This window comes from Hymenobacter sp. 5516J-16, from assembly GCF_022919335.1.
In the GTDB taxonomy this organism is placed as follows: Bacteria; Bacteroidota; Bacteroidia; order Cytophagales; family Hymenobacteraceae; genus Hymenobacter; species Hymenobacter sublimis.
On sequence record NZ_CP095058.1, the window covers coordinates 1,758,145 to 1,774,874 of the forward strand.

Here is a 16,730-nt window from a genome sequence, read left to right on the forward strand (position 1 = left end):
TCTCTACCTCTGACTAACCTAATCGTGAAGGCGAAGCGGTAGAGATGCTTCGACAAGCTCAGCATGACGTGCTATTATGTTGATATGTGCACAGTCTATTGTGTGTTGTACTCGCTACGCACTTGCAGTTGTACACTATGGGTTGTTCTGTAGCAACCTTACCCATTCTGCTCCTGAGGCTCTTCTATGAGCTGGTGCCGTTCGTTTTTCACTACGTTGGCCAGGGTCCAGGGTATTTCCTGGGTGAAGGGGTGCTGCCGCACGGGGCAGTCGGGCATGTGGCAGTGGGAGCAGGCGGCGAAGGTGCAGGGGTCAGCGTGCACGAACATTTCTACCTGCACTTCAAACTCCTGATCTACCAGCACCTCAATGTTGTGCACCTCGGCGTGGGTTTGCTCCAGGCTGAAGTAGTAAGGCATGGTCACGTGGCAGTCGATGTGCAGGTTGGCCCCGTAGCGCACCACGCGCAGGTTATGCACGTCAATCCAGGCCGGCTGGCGGTGCTCCTGCAACTCCGCTACCACGTGCTGCACGGTAGCACTATCCGTTTCATCCATCAGCCCCGATACCGACCGGCGCACCATGCGGTAGCCATTGACTACGATGAACACGCCCAGCACCAGGGCCGCGGCGGAGTCGAACAGTACGTTGCCGGTAAACACCACCAGCAGCAGGGCAGCGCACGAAACAAACGTGCTGACGGCATCCAGATACAGATGTTGCCCGTCGCCGACGAGGGTAGGCGAGTGGTGCTTGCGGCCCGCCTGAATCAGCAAATAGCCGGTACCCAGGTTCACTAGGGCCGTAAACGCCAGCAGGGCCATGCCCCAATCGGGCCGGGCTAGGGCGTGCGGATGCAGCAGGGCTTGCAGTGCGGTGTAGAAGATATACACCCCCGCCATCCAGATCAATCCGCCCTCAAAACCCACCGACAGATACTCGATTTTGCCGTGGCCGTAGGGGTGATTTTCGTCCTTGGGCAAGCCAGCCAGATAGATGCTGTAGAGCGCAAACCCACTGGCAACCACGTTGATAATTGACTCCAGCGCATCCGTCAGCACAGCCTGGGAGCGGGTTAGCAGCCAGGCGTAAAACTTAATGGCCACCAGCACCACACTCACCACCAACGAAAGCAGGGCAAAGCGCGTTTTAAGAGGAAGCGAGAACAGGGAACGAGCAGGAAGTCGGCGGGCCATGAGGGTGCGGTGAGGAAGCAGAGCTATCGGCGGGGCCGACCAATCAGGTTCCGGTACAGGCAAGCAAAGACAAGAAAAGGGGGCGCAAAATTCCGGGAAAATCCTGGCTTCTCGCAGTAACGACAACTTTTTGAAACAAACGCAGTAAGTAGACTGTCTTAAAAAGAAATTTAGGCTACTCTAAATTTAGCTTTCTTTGTGACTACCAGTCCTTCAGGCGCTTCGCCGGACGTATCGCCCCACTTTATGCCCTCAGTCTTACCTTCTACTCCCGATACGCAAACGCCGCCCCTCACGCCGCCGGAAGCCGGGTGGCGCAAGGCCCGCACGGCGCCCTCTTTGCAGGAGGTGTACGCCTCCATTCGGGTACCCGCGCAGAGTGCTTCCTTCTGGCGTAAGCTGCTGGCTTTCTGGGCCCGGGGCTTATGGTGGCCGTGGGCTACATGGACCCCGGCAACTGGGCGACGGATATTGCGGGCGGCTCCCGGTTTGGCTATACGTTGCTTTCCGTCATTCTGATTTCCAACCTGTTTGCCATGCTGCTTCAGCACCTGGCTGCCAAGTTGGGCATCGTGACGGGCCGCGACTTGGCCCAGGCCTGCCGCGACCATTTCTCGAAGCCGACGGCCATGGTGCTGTGGTTTCTCTGCGAAATAGCCATTGCGGCCTGTGACCTGGCCGAAGTTATCGGCTCGGCCATTGCCCTGAACCTGCTGTTCAAGATTCCCCTCACGTGGGGGTAGTGCTGACTATTCTGGACGTGATGGTGGTGCTGCTGTTTCAGAACAAGGGCTTCCGGGTGCTGGAAAGCATCGTGGCTGGCCTGATTGTGCTGATTTTCGGCTGCTTCCTCTACGAAATCATCGTGTCGAACCCCGATTGGTTTGGCATTCTAGGCGGGCTGGTACCGCGGCCGGAGGTGGTTACCACGCCGGGCATGCTGTACGTGGCCATCGGTATTCTGGGCGCCACCGTGATGCCCCACAACCTTTACTTGCACTCCAGCATTGTGCAAACCCGCCAGATTGAACAGACCGAAGGCGGTAAGCGTATGGCCATCAAGTTTGCCACCATCGACAGCACGGTGGCCCTGTTCCTGGCTTTCTTCGTGAATGCGGCCATTCTAGTGACGGCCGCCGCGGCCTTCCACAAAAACGGCCACCACGAAGTAGCCGATATCAACCAGGCTCACGCCCTGCTGGCTCCGGTGCTGGGAGCCGGCGCCGCCTCCGTTGTGTTTGCGGTAGCGCTGCTGGCCTCGGGCCAAAACTCGACGCTCACGGGTACCCTGGCCGGGCAAATTGTGATGGAAGGCTTCCTGAACATACGGCTCAAACCCTGGCTGCGTCGCCTGATTACCCGCGGCATTGCCGTGGTACCAGCCTTCATCGTGACCTTAATTTACGGGGAAAAGGGTACCGGCGAGCTGCTGGTGCTCAGCCAAGTAATCCTCTCATTGCAACTAAGCTTCGCAGTAGTGCCGCTGGTCATGTTCACGAGCAGCAAAGCCAAAATGGGCGTATTCGTGAACAAGATTTGGGTACAGGTGCTGGCCTGGGTGGTATCGACCATCATCATCGCCTTGAACGTGTACTTACTGTACGAAACGTTTTTTGGGTAAGAATAGCGTGGGGTGTAGTTGCCTCACCCCTAGCCCCTACCCTTGCTTGATGCGCGACATGGGGGAGAGGGGGACTAGCTCTAGAAACCGTTCTATTGTCTGCTCTACTGCCTTTTAGCTTTTAGAAAGCTAAAAACTAGTCCCCCTCTCCCCTGGAGAGGGGCTAGGGGTGAGGCAACTACAAACTACTTGCAGCCCGTCCTTTTTCAAACAGGAGAACCAAGTCTAAATCCTAACAGCGCGCACTCTGCGCTTTTTTCAGCCCACCAGATTTAGGCTTATCTAAATAATTTGTAAAGCTGCTGCTAAATGAAGCATATCCTACTTTGCTTATTCGTGTTTGTCAGCAACTTGGCTGTTCAGGCCCAATCCACAGGCTCGGTACGGGGCGTGGTGCGGTCAGAGGGCAAGGAAGTGCCGTTTGCAAGTATCGGGCTGAAAGGCACTACCCTGGGTACTACCGCCGACGAGCACGGCAGCTTTGTGCTGTCGAAGGTGCCGGCGGGTAGCTACAAGCTGGTAAGCAGCGCGGTAGGCCTGTTGCCCACGGAACGAAATGTGAGCGTAGCGGCGGGCCAAACCACTACCCTCAACCTGAGTTTGAACCCCAGTGCCAACGCCCTCGGCGACGTGGTAGTGAGTGGAACGCTGAATGAGGTGATACGGAGTGAGTCGCCGGTGGCGGTGGAGCTGTACTCGCCCAAGCTGTTTCGGAAGAACCCGGCGGTGTGCTTGTTCGAGAATCTGGCCATGATTAACGGGGTGCGGCCTCAGCTTAACTGCAACGTCTGCGGTACCGGCGACATCCACATCAACGGGCTGGAAGGGCCTTATACCATGGTGCTGATTGACGGCATGCCGCTGGTCAGCTCCCTGAGCACGGTGTACGGCCTGAGCGGCATTCCGAGCAGCCTGATTGAGCGGGTGGAGGTAGTGAAAGGCCCGGCCTCCACGCTCTACGGCTCCGAAGCGGTGGGCGGCCTGATCAACGTCATCACCAAAAACCCGGCAAAGGCCCCGCGCTTTTCCGCCGACCTGTTTGGCACTTCTCACCGCGACGTGAACCTAGACCTGGGCGTGGCGCGCAAAATTGGGGCGGCCTCTACCCTGCTCAGTACCAACCTTTACCACTACAACCAGCGCCGCGACGTGAACGACGACGGCTTTACCGACGTGCCTACCCAGCAGCGCGTGTCGGTATTCAACAAATGGACCTGGGCCCGGCCCGAGCAGCGGGTAGCCAACCTGGCCGGCCGCTACTACTACGAGGACCGATTTGGGGGCCAATTGAACTGGACGCCCGAGCACCGCGGCCAGGACAGCATCTACGGGGAAAGCGTGTACACGAGCCGCTACGAGCTGCTGGGCCAGTACCAACTGCCGGTGCGCGGGCAGCGGCTCATGCTCAGCGGCACCTTCAACCAGCACCGCCAGAACTCGGCCTACGGCACTACCCTGTACCGGGCCTTGCAACGGGTAGGCTTCGGGCAGCTAACCTGGGCCAAGGAGTTGAGCATCCGCCACAACCTACTCACGGGCGCTACCTACCGCACCACTTGGTACGACGACAACACGCCCGCTACGGCTACCACTGGCCCCAACGACACTCCGCGCAACGCCCCCGACCTGGTACAGCTGCCCGGCCTGTTTGCGCAGGATGAGTGGCGCCTCACGCCCGATGCTACCCTGCTCATGGGCCTCCGTTACGATTACAACTCCCGCCACGGCAGCATCCTAAGTCCGCGCCTGAACTACAAGTGGGGCCGGCCCGATGGCAGCCAGGTGTGGCGCGTGGGCCTGGGCAACGGCTACCGAGTAGTCAACCTGTTCACCGAAGACCACGCCGCCCTCACCGGAGCCCGGCAGGTAGTAGTGCCCGAGGCCCTCAAGCCCGAGCGAAGCTGGAACGTGAACGTGAACTACAACCGCTTCCTACAGCTCAACAGCGGCGCTACCGTCACCCTCGATGCCAGCGTGTTTTACACCTACTTCACCAACAAAATCAGCCCCGACTACGACACTGACCCCAACCAAATCATTTACCGCAACCTCAATGGGTATGCTGTTAGCCGAGGCTTCACGCTGAACACCGACGTAGCCCTGGCCCGCCCCTGAAGGTAATGGTGGGCGTAACCCTGCTGGACGTATTTCGGCGGGAGGAGCCGGCGGAGGGTGGCCCGCAGCGTCGCTTGGCACAGTTCCACTCGCCGCCTTTTTCCGGCACCTGGGCCGTGAGCTACGCGCTGGAAAAGCTGAACCTCTCCCTGGACTACACCGGCCAGGTAAGCAGCCCGATGGCGCTGCCCGTTTTCCCGAACGACTTCCGGCCCGGCCGCTCGCCCTGGTTTGCCCTCCAGAACGTGCAGGCCACACGCAAGCTCCGGGAAGGACTGGAGCTGTACGGAGGCCTCAAGAACATTTTCAACTTCCTGCCCCGTTACGCCCTGCTGCGGCCTTTTGACCCTTCGATAAGAATGTGGGCGTCGATAATCCGCAGGGGTACACCTTTGACACCAGCTACAACTACGCTCCTATTCAGGGCCGGCGGCTATTCCTGGGGGTGCGCTACGCCTTGTAAGCCGTCAGTTGCTGGGGCTGCATGATCGGGCGCGTAGTTTTTGCGTACGGAGCGGCATACGCTACCTCTCCCCTCATGAAATTTCTTCCCGTTCTATTCCTGGCGGGCGCGCTGGTGGGTGCCGCTGGTGAGGCCGCGGCCCAAGCCCCCGACTCGGCAGCGAAGCCGCGCTACACGCTGTTTCGGCCCACCCCCCGCGCCCAACTGCGCAAGCTCCACCCCGACCGCCCCGGCATCACGGAAAGTGCGTTTACCATTGACCCCGGCCATTTTCAGGTAGAAGCCAACCTATTCCGGGTGCGCAACGGCCGGGAACAGGGCGTTCGTCGGCGGGAGTTGCTGTTCAACCAGGCCGTACTCAAGCTCGGCATTTCGGAGCAGACTGACCTGCAGTTAGTGGTAGAATCGTACACCATTGAGAAAGAGTGGCCCCAGGAAAACGCGGCTCCGGAGCGCAACCGGGGTTTCGGCGACCTGACGTTGCGCGCAAAGCGCAACATCTTCGGCGACGACGGAGAGTCGCGGGGGCGCTGGCGGTGGCTACGTTTGTGCGCGTGCCCACCGGCGGCAACGTTGGGAATGGGGGCTGGGAAGCGGGCGTGTCGGTTCCGTTCACGTACAAGCTGGCCGAAACGTCGGAGTTGTCGGTGCAGATGCGCGGCAACTGGGAACATGACCGGGACGCGGGGCAGCACTTTATATCCTTCATGCCCGCGGCCACCGTCAATCATGACCTGAACAAAGTGCTGGGTGTATACGCCGAGCTAATGAGCAGCTGGGACACTCGCCAAGCACTGTGGCGCACTACCCTCAACGTGGGCCCGGAGTTCACCCTCAGCGAGAATTGCCAGCTTGACTTAGGCGCGGGCCTCCCCTTACCCGCGAAACCTACCAGGAGTTTTTCCTGGGCCTAACGCTACGGCGCTAGATAAAGCGCGCTTTACTAGATATAATATATAGAAGCCAAACAGCCCACTACTTCAGCTTGAAGCAGCGGGCTGTTTGGCGAGTGGCGGCCGGTAGGGTGGTTAGCCTCGGTCCGTCATCATGCTGCGAGTCTGGCCTTTCCAGTCGGTAATGAACCACGTAACAACCGAAACCACTCCCAGCATCCACGATAGGTTTCGCTCGGCGCTGCCGCTTTCAAAGTGGAACAGGAAAGGAGCTGCCAGCAAGGCCAGGCCGGTCAGCAAATCAAGCCAGCCGTGCACCGGGAAGGGAATTACTCGGAGTATACCGAGCTTAAAGTCAGTGAGTAAGGTAATGAGCAGGTAGCCCCCAGCCAGTACAAAGCACGCAGTATCAACGGCCGGTTCCAGATCAAACATGATGGGCGCCATGGCCAGCACCGTAATGAAGGCGACATCAATAAAGCCATGAGCAGTAGGCGACAGAATCTTCATGGGAAAGACAACAGGTTGGTGGGTGAACAGTAAACCGGAGCCTGAACACGCAGACAGGCCGGATTAGCCGGCGAGGCATTCGGGCAGTTCTTGACAAAAAAGCCCGACAGCACTGCACTGTCGGGCCCTCAGGTGTAGTACCGCAGCAGCTTAGTGCTGGGGCATAACGTTTTTATGCGTTTGCGTGTGGGTATCGGCGCGCCAGTCAGTAAGCATCCAGGAACCCAAGAATACTACCCCATAACCATGAAGAAGTTACGGGCAAGGGTGTTGTCGTCGTGAAAGCCGAAGATGAACGGAGCCGCCAGCAAAGCCAAGCCACTTACCAACTCTAGCCCGCCGTGCATCGGAAACGGAATCATGCGCATGACGCTCAGCGGGAAGTCAGTCATCAGCGTGATGAGCAAGTAGCCGGCGGCCAGTACGTAGCAAGCCGTAGCGTAGGGGCCATCAAAGTCAAAAAGCGTGGGGCCAGGGCAAACAAAGCAATGGTACCGTAGTCGAGCATGCCGTGCATGCGAGGCGATATTACTTTCATGGAATGAGGCAGTTAAGGTGAATAACTGCTGATTCTTACGCGCCTATTTTTTAAAAGGATATTGTTGAGCAATAAAAAATATATAATATCACCTCAAAACAATACAATATTGTTGAGCTTCACTTGTTTTCACCAGTTACCATGCGGTGTCAGCAGCCCTAGCATTACTCCTCCCCAAGCAAACCCCTAAAAGTCCACTTAAAGCAGGCGTTCTTGGTCTAAACGGCGCTTACGACCTAAAAACTCAGTACCGGGCATCATTACCAATTACGGTAGGCAGCACCGAAAACCAGCGGGCGAGCCTCACAGCCGGGCGCCTACCACTACCGTTTTGCGGAACTCACGCTTGGTGCCGCTGGGGGTGAACAGCTCCACGAGCAACACATAGTAGCCCACGGCTGCCTTCTGGCCCCGATCCGTCAGGCCATCCCACTGCCAGAAGCCGCGCGTTGGCAGCGTTTCGTTGCGCACCAGGTGGCGGCTAGCCGGCCCTGGGCATCATAAATGGTCACGGAGCCGGCGTAGCCCGGTTCTTCCAGTTGATAGGTAAGCGTAGTAAAGTCTTGCTGACCGTCTTCGTCGGGAGTGAACAGCTCGGGGGCCACCGTGAGCAGCCCCGCCCCTTCCGGTTCGGTTTGCTGCTGGGAGTTGGCACGGCCCGGAGTGGCATAGCCCACGCTGCTAGCCGCGGAATGAAAGTTGCGCGCCTCGCTCGGCCCGGCAGCCCGAATCCGCTCTAATGATACGCCCTCCGTTTGGTCTAGGAGCTTTAGGTGCTGCTTTTCGGAGTAAGCGTACCGGTCCAGCACCTGCGCCTGGGCGTCCAGCATTACCACAGTGCCAGCATCATCGGGGAAGGTCGGCAGGGCTGGTACCGCCACCAAATTTGTCGCATTAGTGCTGGCGGGATACTGACTCTGGACAATATCGGGGCGGGTAGTAAAGGCCAGCAAGCCACCGGGGGGTAGCAGCAGCGGCCCGCTGCTAATCGGCTCGGCCCGGATGGTGCTACCAGTTGCTTCTACGCTACCGAGCTGCCAGCCCTGCATGTTCAGGTACTTATTGGAGCGGTTGAGCACTTCCACGAAATCGACCCCACCCACCCGCGGGTTAAACAGAATTTCGTTGATGACTACGTCGCCGGGCGAGGGAGCGGCGGGCAGGGCAAAGGTGGCCGAGGTAGCCGGGCCGCTGGCGTTGCCCACGCAATCCAGGGCTTGCTGCACGGTTACGGTCAGAGGTTGGTTGGGCACCAACGGGGTAGCCAGCGTTAGGTCTACCGTTCGAAAATCGGGGGTAGCGGGGGCGGCGCGGGTAATAGGGCCGTGGGGGTAAGCGTGTAGTGCGCCGGTACGGCCGCGGCGGTGCTGTCCAGCTTTTCGGCGAAGTAGAGCCGCACCGTAGTGGGGCTCAGGGCCAAAGCGCGGAGCAGGACCGGCGGGGTGCGGTCGGGGTTGGTAGCGCGGATGGAGTTAGCCCGACCGGGCGTACCGCCGGTGGCATCGGTGCTGGCCCGCCAGTTTGGCGCCCCGGCGCAAGGGTTGCCGGAGTCCAGCATTTCCAAGGTCCAGCCGCCCTCCTTCTTGCGGGCATCCTGGTACCAGGCGTCGGTGTAGCTCACCTCGAACAGCGTGCGGCCATCTTTACCGCGTAGTACCAGCTGGTCGGCGGCGTTGGACAGGCTGGGAAAGTTCGTTAGCCCGAATACCTTGCCGTAGCTGGCAAATTGGGCGGCGCGGGTGCTGCCGCACACTACGGCGTACTCGCCGGGCAGCAGGGTAGCGCCGGCCGGAAACACGGCCGCGCTGGTACTTCCCGGTTTCAGCAGGCGCACTCCGGCCAAATCCAGCACCGCCGTAGCCGAGGCATTATGCACTTCCACAAACTCCGAGGCCGGCAACCCGACTACCGGCGTTTCATCGGCCATGATTTCCGTGATGAGCACCTGGTTCATGGTAGGCGCCACGGCAAAACCGTTGTTCTGGAACGTAGCCGTTAGCGGGCCAGCGGCTACGTTACCGAAGGCATCCGCCACGGCCCGCACCTCCACCGTATGGGCGCCCAGCGGCACATCGGCGGCCAGCGTCAGGTGCACGAGCGTTGGATCGGCAGCATCCCGGGTGGCAGCCGTTACGGCCGGGGTCCCGCTCCCTAGCAACCGGTAGCTGGCCGCTACCTGCGAGGTAGCCACGGCTTCATTAAAGGTAATATCAAGTTGGCGGGCAGCCGTAACGGTGGCCTGCGTGAGCAGGGGCGCCGTGGCATCCGTTACCCGGAAGTCATCGAAGGTGAAGGCTCTGCTGTTAGCCTGCGAATACGTAGCATACACCCCGAAATAGGCACTGCGCTGGTGGATGGCATCGGTGGCCGTGCCCTCGCGCACGTAGGCCGTGCTGCCGGTCAGGTCTCGCTCCAGGGTCCAGACATGCTGGGTAGTGCGCGTCACGCACACCCGCACGAGGTTGTTGGTGGTGGAGCCTAGGGTGCCATCTTGGCCGTTCACCACGTACACCGGACTACCGGTGGCATCCTGACGGAAGAGCGAGACTTCATCGGCGGTGCCGCCCAGGCGCACGAAGTAGCCCTTGGTGCCGCTGGCTTTCAGATCGGCTTGGTCGGCCATGAGCCACACATCGGCGTAGTTGCCGCCGCTGGTGGCCAGCTTCAGGTTCGCCCAAAACTCCCAGGTAGTGCCGGTGGTAGCGGTGCAAGGCGTCACTAACTGAATTTCGGTGCCGGTAACGGCCGGGCCATTGGTTTGCAGCTGTTGGGCGGAGTTGATCTGAAAAGCTGCCGCGTCGCCGGTCCAGGTGGGGTTTTGGGTGAAGTTGGCGTCGGCGAAGGTGTCCGTGAGTTGAGCGCGGGCCGAAACAGCGCTCAGGAACAGCGCCAGGAATAGTACTTTTTTCACGAAGAATAAGCAGCAATACGTAAGGTAGCCGCCGCCAGTGGGGCGGGAATAATAGGGGTGAAATATAACCACATTTCGTGATGTACCTTTGCCGGCGACAAACACCTAGAATCCATGAAAGTAGCCGTAGTAGGTGCCACCGGCCTGGTCGGGGGCGAAATGCTGAAAGTACTGGCCGAGCGCAACTTCCCGGTCACTGAGCTTCTGCCCGTAGCCTCCGAGAAATCGGTGGGCCAGGAAATTGAATTTCGGGGCAGAAATACAAAGTGGTGAGCATGGACGACGCCATTGCCGCTCGCCCGGCCGTTGCCATCTTCTCGGCCGGCGGCTCCATCTCAAAGGAGCAGGCGCCGCGCTTCGCCGAGGTAGGCACCGTGGTTATCGACAATTCCTCGGCCTGGCGCATGGACCCCACCAAAAAGCTGGTGGTACCGGAAATCAACGCCAAAGAAATTACCGCCGACGATAAAATTATTGCTAATCCCAACTGCTCCACCATTCAGATGGTAGTGGCCCTGAACAAGTTGCACGAAACCTACAAAGTGCAGCGCATTGTGGTCAGTACCTATCAGAGCGTAACCGGCACCGGCAAAAAGGCCGTGGACCAGCTCATGCAGGAGCGCGCCGGCGCGGAGGTTACCTCCCCGGCCTACCCCCACTCCATTGACTTAAACGTGCTGCCCACATCGACGTGTTCGAGGATAACGGCTACACCAAGGAGGAAATGAAGATGGTGAAGGAAACCAAGAAAATCATGGGCGACGAGAACATCCGGGTCACGGCAACCACCGTGCGCATTCCGGTTGTTGGCGGCCACTCGGAAGCCGTAAACGTGGAGTTTGAGCGGGAATTTGAGCTGGAAGACGTGCGGCGCATCCTGCGCGAAACCGAAGGCGTGGAAGTAGTGGACGACGTGAAAAACAACCGCTACCCCATGCCCAAAGACGCCCACGGCAAAGACGCCGTGCTAGTCGGCCGCCTCCGCCGCGACGAAACCCAGCCCCGTACCCTCAACATGTGGGTAGTAGCCGACAACCTCCGTAAAGGCGCCGCCACCAACGCCGTGCAAATTGCCGAGAAGATGCTGCAGATGGGCTTGCTGCAAGCGTAGGTAACGTACTTCTTACGAAGAAAACAACCAAGCGCCGGTGCTAGAGCAGCATCGGCGCTTGGTTGTTTTTATTGAAAGGATTTAGTGCGGTACCTGTTTGCCAAACACCAGCTCCGCGAAGCCTTCGATGGCCTTGCGCGTGTCAGTGGGCCGCTCCAGAAAGCCTACGTGTCCCACGTTGGCCAGCCACAACACAGTGCTGTGGTCGGGGAGCAGGCTTTCTTCGTGAGTCTTTTCCAGGGGCACGGCTTTGTCGTCTTTGCCAGCAATGAAGAGGACCGGGTAAGTAGCTTTTTCCAGCACCGGGCGCCGGTCGGGGCGGCGGGCCATGGCCTCCATGCTTCCCAGGGCCGTTTCTAGGGGCACGGCCGCGCCAATGCGCTGCAGCATTTCCACGTGGTGCTCCATAGACTCGCGGTGGGCAGCAGAGAACTGAGGCTTCAGAAACTCCTCGGTGAAGGCCGCTACCCCGTGCTCTTCCAAAAACTTGCGGTTACGCTGGCGCCGCTCCTGATCTTCTTCCAAATCTGGCAGAGCAGAGGAATGGAACAGGCAGAGGCCGGCCACCTGGGCCGGAAACTTCTCGGCAAATGCCAAGGCCACGTAGCCGCCCATGCTGTGGCCGACTAACAAAACTTGATGAACACCTTCCTCTTTCAGCTGCGTCTGCACGTAGTCGGCGGCGGCTTCAAAGGAGTAATCAGAGCTGACTTGGGGCTCCGGGCCGTAGCCGGGCAGGTTAGGTTGCAGGGTGCGGTAACGGGTAGGAAAGTCGCGCAAAAAGTCGTCCCAAATTTCACTGCTTTCCAGAAAACCGTGCAGAAAGACGAGGGTAGGCAAGGAATTGCTCATAGCGTATAGGTAAAAAAAGAGCCACCCCGTTGTGGAGCGGCCCTGCTTTTTGTACGTATCAACTCCGAGCCTCGTTAAAGTCGAGCTATTTCCCTTCGGCAGGAAACACTACCCCGGCGAAATCTACCACGGCGCGGCGCGTCAGCTCCGGCTCCTCGAAGTAGCCCAGGTGGCCCACGTTGCTGAGCAGCAGGGCGTGGCTCTGGGCCGGCAGGGCCAGCTGGGGCAGCAGGCTTTCGGTAGGCACGGCTACGTCCTCCTTTCCCGCAATAAACAGCACCGGGAAACGAGCTTCCTGCAGCACTTTGGTACGGTCGGGGCGGTTTTTCATGGCTTCCAGAGCGCCGAGTACGGTAGCCTCCGGAATGGCACGGCCAATGTCTTCCAGAAACTCGCGCTGCTCCAGCATCTGCTCCCGGTTGGCCGGCGCAAACAGCGGCCGGATAAAGGACTCCATGAACTTCTCAACTCCGTGGCGGCGCACAAAGTCCTTGTTCTTGTCGCGGTTGGCCTTTTTCTCCTCCGAGTCGGGCAGCGCCGTGGAGTGGAACAACACCAGTCCGGCCACTATGTCGGGGTAGCGCTCGGCGAAGGCCAGGGCCACGTAGCCGCCCATGCTGTGGCACACGAGTAGGGCCCGCTCCACGTTTTTCTGCCGCAACTGCTCGGCCACGTAGCGGGCTTGGGCCTCCATGCTGTAGTCGCGGATGTCGTGCACGTTGGTGCCGTGCCCGAGCAGGTTGAGGGTTAGCAGGCGGTAACCTTCCGGAAATTCGCGGGTGAATTCAGTCCAGACCTCCCGGCTTTCAGCGAAGCCGTGCAGGAACAGGATAGTAGGTTGAGAGGATGACATAAGAAAAGCATCGCTACACAAGCGGCTATGCAGATTGAACGGGCACAATTACGCATTTTTGCCCGGTTCGTTCAGCTCCTTCCCTACCCACTATGGCCATTATCCAACGTCAGTATCTGCACTATGTCATTGCCGCCGCCGCCGGCCTGCTCATTGCCCTACTAGGCCGGTTTGTGTTTGCCAGCAACTTGTTCCATAATGCCGGCGGACTGCTGATGCTCTGCTTTCTGCTGCTAATCCCGATGGCGCTGGGCGCCGCTACAGCTCACTTCACCCCGACCACGGCTACCAAAACCTGGCGCCTGGTAGCGGGTCCAATCGTAACTGTAATGCTATTTCTGACTACGGCGCTGCTGTTTCAGTTGGAAGGCATGATTTGCGTGCTGCTTATCTCGCCACTCTTCCTGCTGACTTCCTGGCTGGGAGCCTTCCTTTACACTACCCTTACCAAAGGCCGCTCCAACGACCAAAATACCTACGTGGTGGCCGGTTTTGCCTTGCTGCCGTTTCTGCTAGCCCCAGCGGAGAGCTTGCTCACTACCCCCGACGACTACCGCCGCGTGACCAATACCATTGTTATTCAAGCTTCTACGGCCGTAGTCTGGCAGCATATTATTCGAGTGCCGCCCATACAGGCCCAGGATTTAGGTACTAGCCTAGTGGATGATATTGGATTTCCGCGCCCGATAGAGGCTACCCTCAGTCACGAAGGCGTAGGCGGAGTGCGGCGGGCTACCTTCGAGCGAGGCGTGGAGTTCATCGAAACTGTAGATGTATGGGAGCCTCAGCGGCGGCTCTCGTTCAGCATTGTGCCCAACACGGCCACCATTCCACCCACTACCTTTGATGAGCACGTAACCGTAGGCGGGCGCTTCTTCAACGTGCTGCGCGGCACCTACGAACTAGAACCCGTCGGCCCGGCCGTACTCGCCTCATCCTCTACAGCCAGCAGCGCCTGAGTACCCGCCTCAACCCCTACGCCGGCCTCTGGACTGACTTTGTGATGAGCGAGATTCAGCGCCGCATCCTTACGGTTATCCGGCAGCGTTGCGAAACGCAGGCCGTCACTCCGCTATCATAGGAAAAGAGCCAGCTGCCCACGTGGGCGGCTGGCTCTTTTCTTTATTGCAGTAGGTGGCGCTAAACGCTGCTTAGGCTGCTACTTCTTGGGCTTGCTTCACCAGCTGCACGCTGGCCGAGAGCTTCACATCGTCGCCGAGGACGATAGAGCCAGCTTCAGTTACGGCGTGGAAAGTCAGGCCAAATTCCTTGCGGTTGATTTTGCCGCTGATTTCAAAACCGGCCTTTTCGTTGCCGTAAAAGTCGGTAGCCACGCCCCCAAATTCCACGTCGAGGGTTACGGGCTTGGTTACGTCCTTGATGGTCATATTACCCGTCAGCTTGTACTCGTCGTCGCCGGTTTTGGTCAGCGAAGTTGAGGTAAAGGTGATTTGAGGATAAGTAGCGGCGTCAAAGAAGTCGTTATTGCGCAGGTGCTCGTCGCGCTGCTCCTGGTTGGTGTCAATGCTGTTCACGTCCAGGGCGAAGCTGATCTGTGCATTCTCGAAGCTCTCGTTTTCGGTTACGGCTTGGCCTTCGAACTTCTTGAACGAGCCGGTGACCGTGGAAATAACGAGGTGCTTGATTTTGAACTGTACTTCGGAGTGAGTCGGGTCAATTGCCCAAGTGGTAGTAGCCATAATAGGAGGCGTTGCGGTTAAGAACACTGAAAGATTCTCAGGCATCTGTGCCACTGAATCCGGGACAAATGTAGAGACATTTATTAGATTGATGTACCTACATTGATAAATATTTTTTCGTTCCAATATTCCTCCAGACGCACCAAAGCCGAAGCAGCGGCGGCTACTTCGGCTTTGGGTGTGGCAACGCTACCCCCGCGGCGGCGGTTAGCGTAGAAAGTTACCTTTGCTTCCCGCCGCTTCGGCGGCCCGACTACCTACCGTTATGAACGAGCAACTCATTGTCAAAAACTTCGGCCCCATCAAAGACGCCACCGTGGACTTCAAGAAAGTCACAGTGTTCATCGGGCCTACGGGTGGGGGAAAAGCACGCTGGCGAAGCTAATAACTATTTATAAGGAGTCTCTCTTCAATTTTGAGAGTAAGAAGATAGCCCAGGATATGTTTAATAAATACTCATTGAGCAATTATTTTAAAATGGAATCCAGCATAACCATTTCCACAAACCCAGGAAGAAAAAAAACCATATATAAAAATTTATCGGTCAAATCAGAAAGTATACATGATAATTATATACATGACTTATCCCAAATTTACGATCCTGAAAAAATGAACAAAGCAATTGAATCTCTACAAAGAATAACCCCTGAAGATTTTAAGAGCATGATAGATAAAATATATAAAGCTTTAAATAACGAATACGCATCAGTTTACATACCTGCTGAAAGAATTTTTTCTTCCGCAATTGAATACTCTTGGCCAGGAATGTTACGCGACGATATTGGACTACCTAAACCATTATTAAATTTTGCAAATAACTTTTCAAACGCCAGAAAATCAGTTAATAAATTAGATATAGGAATATTTAAAATAAAGTACATTCACGATAACGGCCACGATTATATCAAAATACCTAAAAACAAAAAACTATTTCGTCTTTATGAAGTAGCCAGCGGCATTCAATCTATAATACCACTTATGGTATTAACAGAATACTTGTTAAATCAAGAAAACCAAGTTATCAGCTTTATTATAGAAGAACCGGAGTTAAACCTTTACCCAACCGCGCAACAGGGTTTACTAAACTGGCTGGTTGAGAAATGTACAGCTGGTGAAAACGACTTAACAATAACCACTCATAGCCCATATATTCTTTCTCATCTCAATCTGCTTCTCTACGCCTACCAAGTCGCCGAAAAGCATCCTGAACGAGCAGATGAGGTAGCACAGATTGTACCACGTGAAAGTTGGATAAATCCGAAGGAGTTTGCGTGTTATCAGGTCGAAAACGGTGGGGTGGAGTCTTTGGTGAATGAGGAGTTAGGCTTAATTGACGACAACGGGTTAGATAACTTGTCGGGGGACGCTGCTGATGCTTTCGACAATTTGATACGTCTATCTAAATCGGTTACCCTGAAATGATAGCCCGTATCCGGGCTCATTTCACGAATGCGGAGCCCTGCATTAATAGCCATACTACTTCCTTATTCTATGTGTACGACCAACCGGGCAATCTGCCTTGTCAGTGCCGAACAGAAAGTCCGGAGCAAACGGACCTAACAGTTCGCAATACTGGTGAAGCAGTTGTTTACCTTATTGCCATTGACCACTGCTTATATGGTTCGGCTGACGCGCAACGTTGCGACTGTGCCCTGGTTCGGGAGGAAGAAATTCATTTTGTTGAGTTCAAGCACGGCTTGAACAAGAACAGGTCCGCAAGGCTCAAAGAATGCATTCCACAATTGGCAGCCGCCATCAATGACTTTGTGCAGGCCGGTATTATTGCCCCACATAGTGTGGTGCGAGCCATTGCCTGCGTTGGTTTCGCGGAGCAACGGCCGCCTCGTAGTGCTGCTATTGAAGCGCGCATCTTGCAACTGAACTTGCTGGTACCAGATGTAGCGGTTGAGTTGTATGTGGAGGACAGTACAGAATTCAATTAAAAAAGCCCCGCCGGACGAATCCAG

Annotated in this window: 16 protein-coding genes and 3 pseudogenes; 9 read left to right on the forward strand and 10 right to left on the reverse strand. The window is 57.1% G+C overall.

The window, feature by feature from the left end; genetic code table 11:
• Positions 1-158: 158 nt before the first annotated feature.
• Positions 159-1,196, reverse strand: coding sequence for a cation diffusion facilitator family transporter (locus MUN84_RS08695; protein WP_244697537.1), 1,038 nt, complete (start codon positions 1,194-1,196; stop codon positions 159-161).
• Between the two features lie 246 nt (positions 1,197-1,442).
• Here MUN84_RS08695 and MUN84_RS08700 point away from each other — a divergent pair.
• From MUN84_RS08700 to MUN84_RS22925, 5 genes and pseudogenes are all read left to right on the forward strand, one after another.
• Positions 1,443-2,817: pseudogene (locus MUN84_RS08700) on the forward strand (Nramp family divalent metal transporter).
• Between the two features lie 309 nt (positions 2,818-3,126).
• A complete protein-coding gene (locus tag MUN84_RS08705) occupies positions 3,127-4,932 on the forward strand; it encodes a TonB-dependent receptor (RefSeq protein ID WP_317239155.1) in 1,806 nt (601 codons plus the stop codon).
• A 5-nt stretch (positions 4,933-4,937) separates the two neighbouring features.
• The gene (locus MUN84_RS23705) at positions 4,938-5,420 is read left to right on the forward strand and encodes a hypothetical protein (RefSeq protein WP_317239156.1); all 483 of its coding nucleotides are present in this window, start codon (positions 4,938-4,940) and stop codon (positions 5,418-5,420) included.
• Between the two features lie 50 nt (positions 5,421-5,470).
• A pseudogene (locus MUN84_RS22920) lies at positions 5,471-5,881 on the forward strand (transporter); the annotation flags it as partial.
• Between the two features lie 68 nt (positions 5,882-5,949).
• A complete protein-coding gene (locus tag MUN84_RS22925; RefSeq protein WP_262920681.1) occupies positions 5,950-6,309 on the forward strand; it encodes a hypothetical protein in 360 nt (119 codons plus the stop codon).
• Between the two features lie 114 nt (positions 6,310-6,423).
• Here the strand turns inward: MUN84_RS22925 and MUN84_RS08715 are convergent, their stop codons facing one another.
• The 6 genes from MUN84_RS08715 to MUN84_RS08740 all read right to left on the reverse strand — a co-directional run bounded on the left by MUN84_RS08715 (position 6,424) and on the right by MUN84_RS08740 (position 10,247).
• Positions 6,424-6,798: a hypothetical protein gene (locus MUN84_RS08715; protein ID WP_244697538.1), complete on the reverse strand. Its 375-nt coding sequence runs from the start codon at positions 6,796-6,798 to the stop codon at positions 6,424-6,426.
• Positions 6,799-7,031: 233 nt separating this feature from the next.
• Complete coding sequence (locus MUN84_RS08720; protein ID WP_244697539.1) at positions 7,032-7,190, reverse strand: hypothetical protein; 159 nt, start codon at positions 7,188-7,190, stop codon at positions 7,032-7,034.
• Entirely contained in the window at positions 7,190-7,336 is a 147-nt protein-coding gene (locus MUN84_RS08725) for a hypothetical protein (protein ID WP_244697540.1), read from the reverse strand. Before MUN84_RS08725 ends, MUN84_RS08720 begins: the two co-directional genes overlap by 1 nt.
• A gap of 303 nt (positions 7,337-7,639) precedes the next feature.
• Positions 7,640-7,807: a hypothetical protein gene (locus MUN84_RS08730; protein WP_244697541.1), complete on the reverse strand. Its 168-nt coding sequence runs from the start codon at positions 7,805-7,807 to the stop codon at positions 7,640-7,642.
• Positions 7,756-8,589 (reverse strand): lamin tail domain-containing protein, encoded by an 834-nt coding sequence (locus MUN84_RS08735; protein WP_244697542.1) that lies wholly within the window; start codon positions 8,587-8,589, stop codon positions 7,756-7,758. Before MUN84_RS08735 ends, MUN84_RS08730 begins: the two co-directional genes overlap by 52 nt.
• 23 nt (positions 8,590-8,612) lie before the next feature.
• On the reverse strand, positions 8,613-10,247 hold the full coding sequence (locus tag MUN84_RS08740) for a lamin tail domain-containing protein (RefSeq protein ID WP_244697543.1): 1,635 nt from the start codon (positions 10,245-10,247) through the stop codon (positions 8,613-8,615).
• Between the two features lie 114 nt (positions 10,248-10,361).
• Between MUN84_RS08740 and MUN84_RS08745 the strand changes: the two are divergent.
• A pseudogene (locus tag MUN84_RS08745) lies at positions 10,362-11,358 on the forward strand (aspartate-semialdehyde dehydrogenase).
• 81 nt (positions 11,359-11,439) lie between these two features.
• On the opposite strand, the gene MUN84_RS08750 reads toward MUN84_RS08745, so the two are convergent.
• Positions 11,440-12,210: an alpha/beta fold hydrolase gene (locus MUN84_RS08750; RefSeq protein ID WP_244697545.1), complete on the reverse strand. Its 771-nt coding sequence runs from the start codon at positions 12,208-12,210 to the stop codon at positions 11,440-11,442.
• An 85-nt stretch (positions 12,211-12,295) separates the two neighbouring features.
• Complete coding sequence (locus tag MUN84_RS08755; RefSeq protein WP_244697546.1) at positions 12,296-13,063, reverse strand: alpha/beta fold hydrolase; 768 nt, start codon at positions 13,061-13,063, stop codon at positions 12,296-12,298.
• Positions 13,064-13,155: 92 nt separating this feature from the next.
• Between MUN84_RS08755 and MUN84_RS08760 the strand changes: the two genes are divergently transcribed.
• Complete coding sequence (locus MUN84_RS08760) at positions 13,156-14,022, forward strand: hypothetical protein (RefSeq protein WP_244697548.1); 867 nt, start codon at positions 13,156-13,158, stop codon at positions 14,020-14,022.
• 192 nt (positions 14,023-14,214) lie between these two features.
• On the opposite strand, the gene MUN84_RS08765 is transcribed toward MUN84_RS08760, so the two are convergent.
• Positions 14,215-14,763: a YceI family protein gene (locus MUN84_RS08765; protein ID WP_244697550.1), complete on the reverse strand. Its 549-nt coding sequence runs from the start codon at positions 14,761-14,763 to the stop codon at positions 14,215-14,217.
• Positions 14,764-15,153: 390 nt separating this feature from the next.
• On the opposite strand from MUN84_RS08765, the gene MUN84_RS08770 reads away from it, so the two are divergent.
• Positions 15,154-16,185, forward strand: a complete 1,032-nt coding sequence (locus MUN84_RS08770; RefSeq protein ID WP_244698756.1) for an AAA family ATPase — start codon at positions 15,154-15,156, stop codon at positions 16,183-16,185.
• A 71-nt stretch (positions 16,186-16,256) separates the two neighbouring features.
• Positions 16,257-16,706, forward strand: coding sequence for a hypothetical protein (locus MUN84_RS08775; protein ID WP_244697552.1), 450 nt, complete (start codon positions 16,257-16,259; stop codon positions 16,704-16,706).
• The last annotated feature ends 24 nt before the right edge of the window (positions 16,707-16,730 follow it).

Coding starts and splice junctions, on each gene's coding strand:
- MUN84_RS08695 (WP_244697537.1), bottom strand. CDS start 1,196: ATGGCCCGCCGACTTCCTGCTCGTTCCCTGTTCTCGCTTCCTCTTAAA.
- MUN84_RS08705 (WP_317239155.1), top strand. CDS start 3,127: ATGAAGCATATCCTACTTTGCTTATTCGTGTTTGTCAGCAACTTGGCT.
- MUN84_RS23705 (WP_317239156.1), top strand. CDS start 4,938: ATGGTGGGCGTAACCCTGCTGGACGTATTTCGGCGGGAGGAGCCGGCG.
- MUN84_RS08715 (WP_244697538.1), bottom strand. CDS start 6,798: ATGAAGATTCTGTCGCCTACTGCTCATGGCTTTATTGATGTCGCCTTC.
- MUN84_RS08720 (WP_244697539.1), bottom strand. CDS start 7,190: ATGACTGACTTCCCGCTGAGCGTCATGCGCATGATTCCGTTTCCGATG.
- MUN84_RS08725 (WP_244697540.1), bottom strand. CDS start 7,336: ATGAAAGTAATATCGCCTCGCATGCACGGCATGCTCGACTACGGTACC.
- MUN84_RS08750 (WP_244697545.1), bottom strand. CDS start 12,210: ATGAGCAATTCCTTGCCTACCCTCGTCTTTCTGCACGGTTTTCTGGAA.
- MUN84_RS08755 (WP_244697546.1), bottom strand. CDS start 13,063: ATGTCATCCTCTCAACCTACTATCCTGTTCCTGCACGGCTTCGCTGAA.
- MUN84_RS08760 (WP_244697548.1), top strand. CDS start 13,156: ATGGCCATTATCCAACGTCAGTATCTGCACTATGTCATTGCCGCCGCC.
- MUN84_RS08765 (WP_244697550.1), bottom strand. CDS start 14,763: ATGGCTACTACCACTTGGGCAATTGACCCGACTCACTCCGAAGTACAG.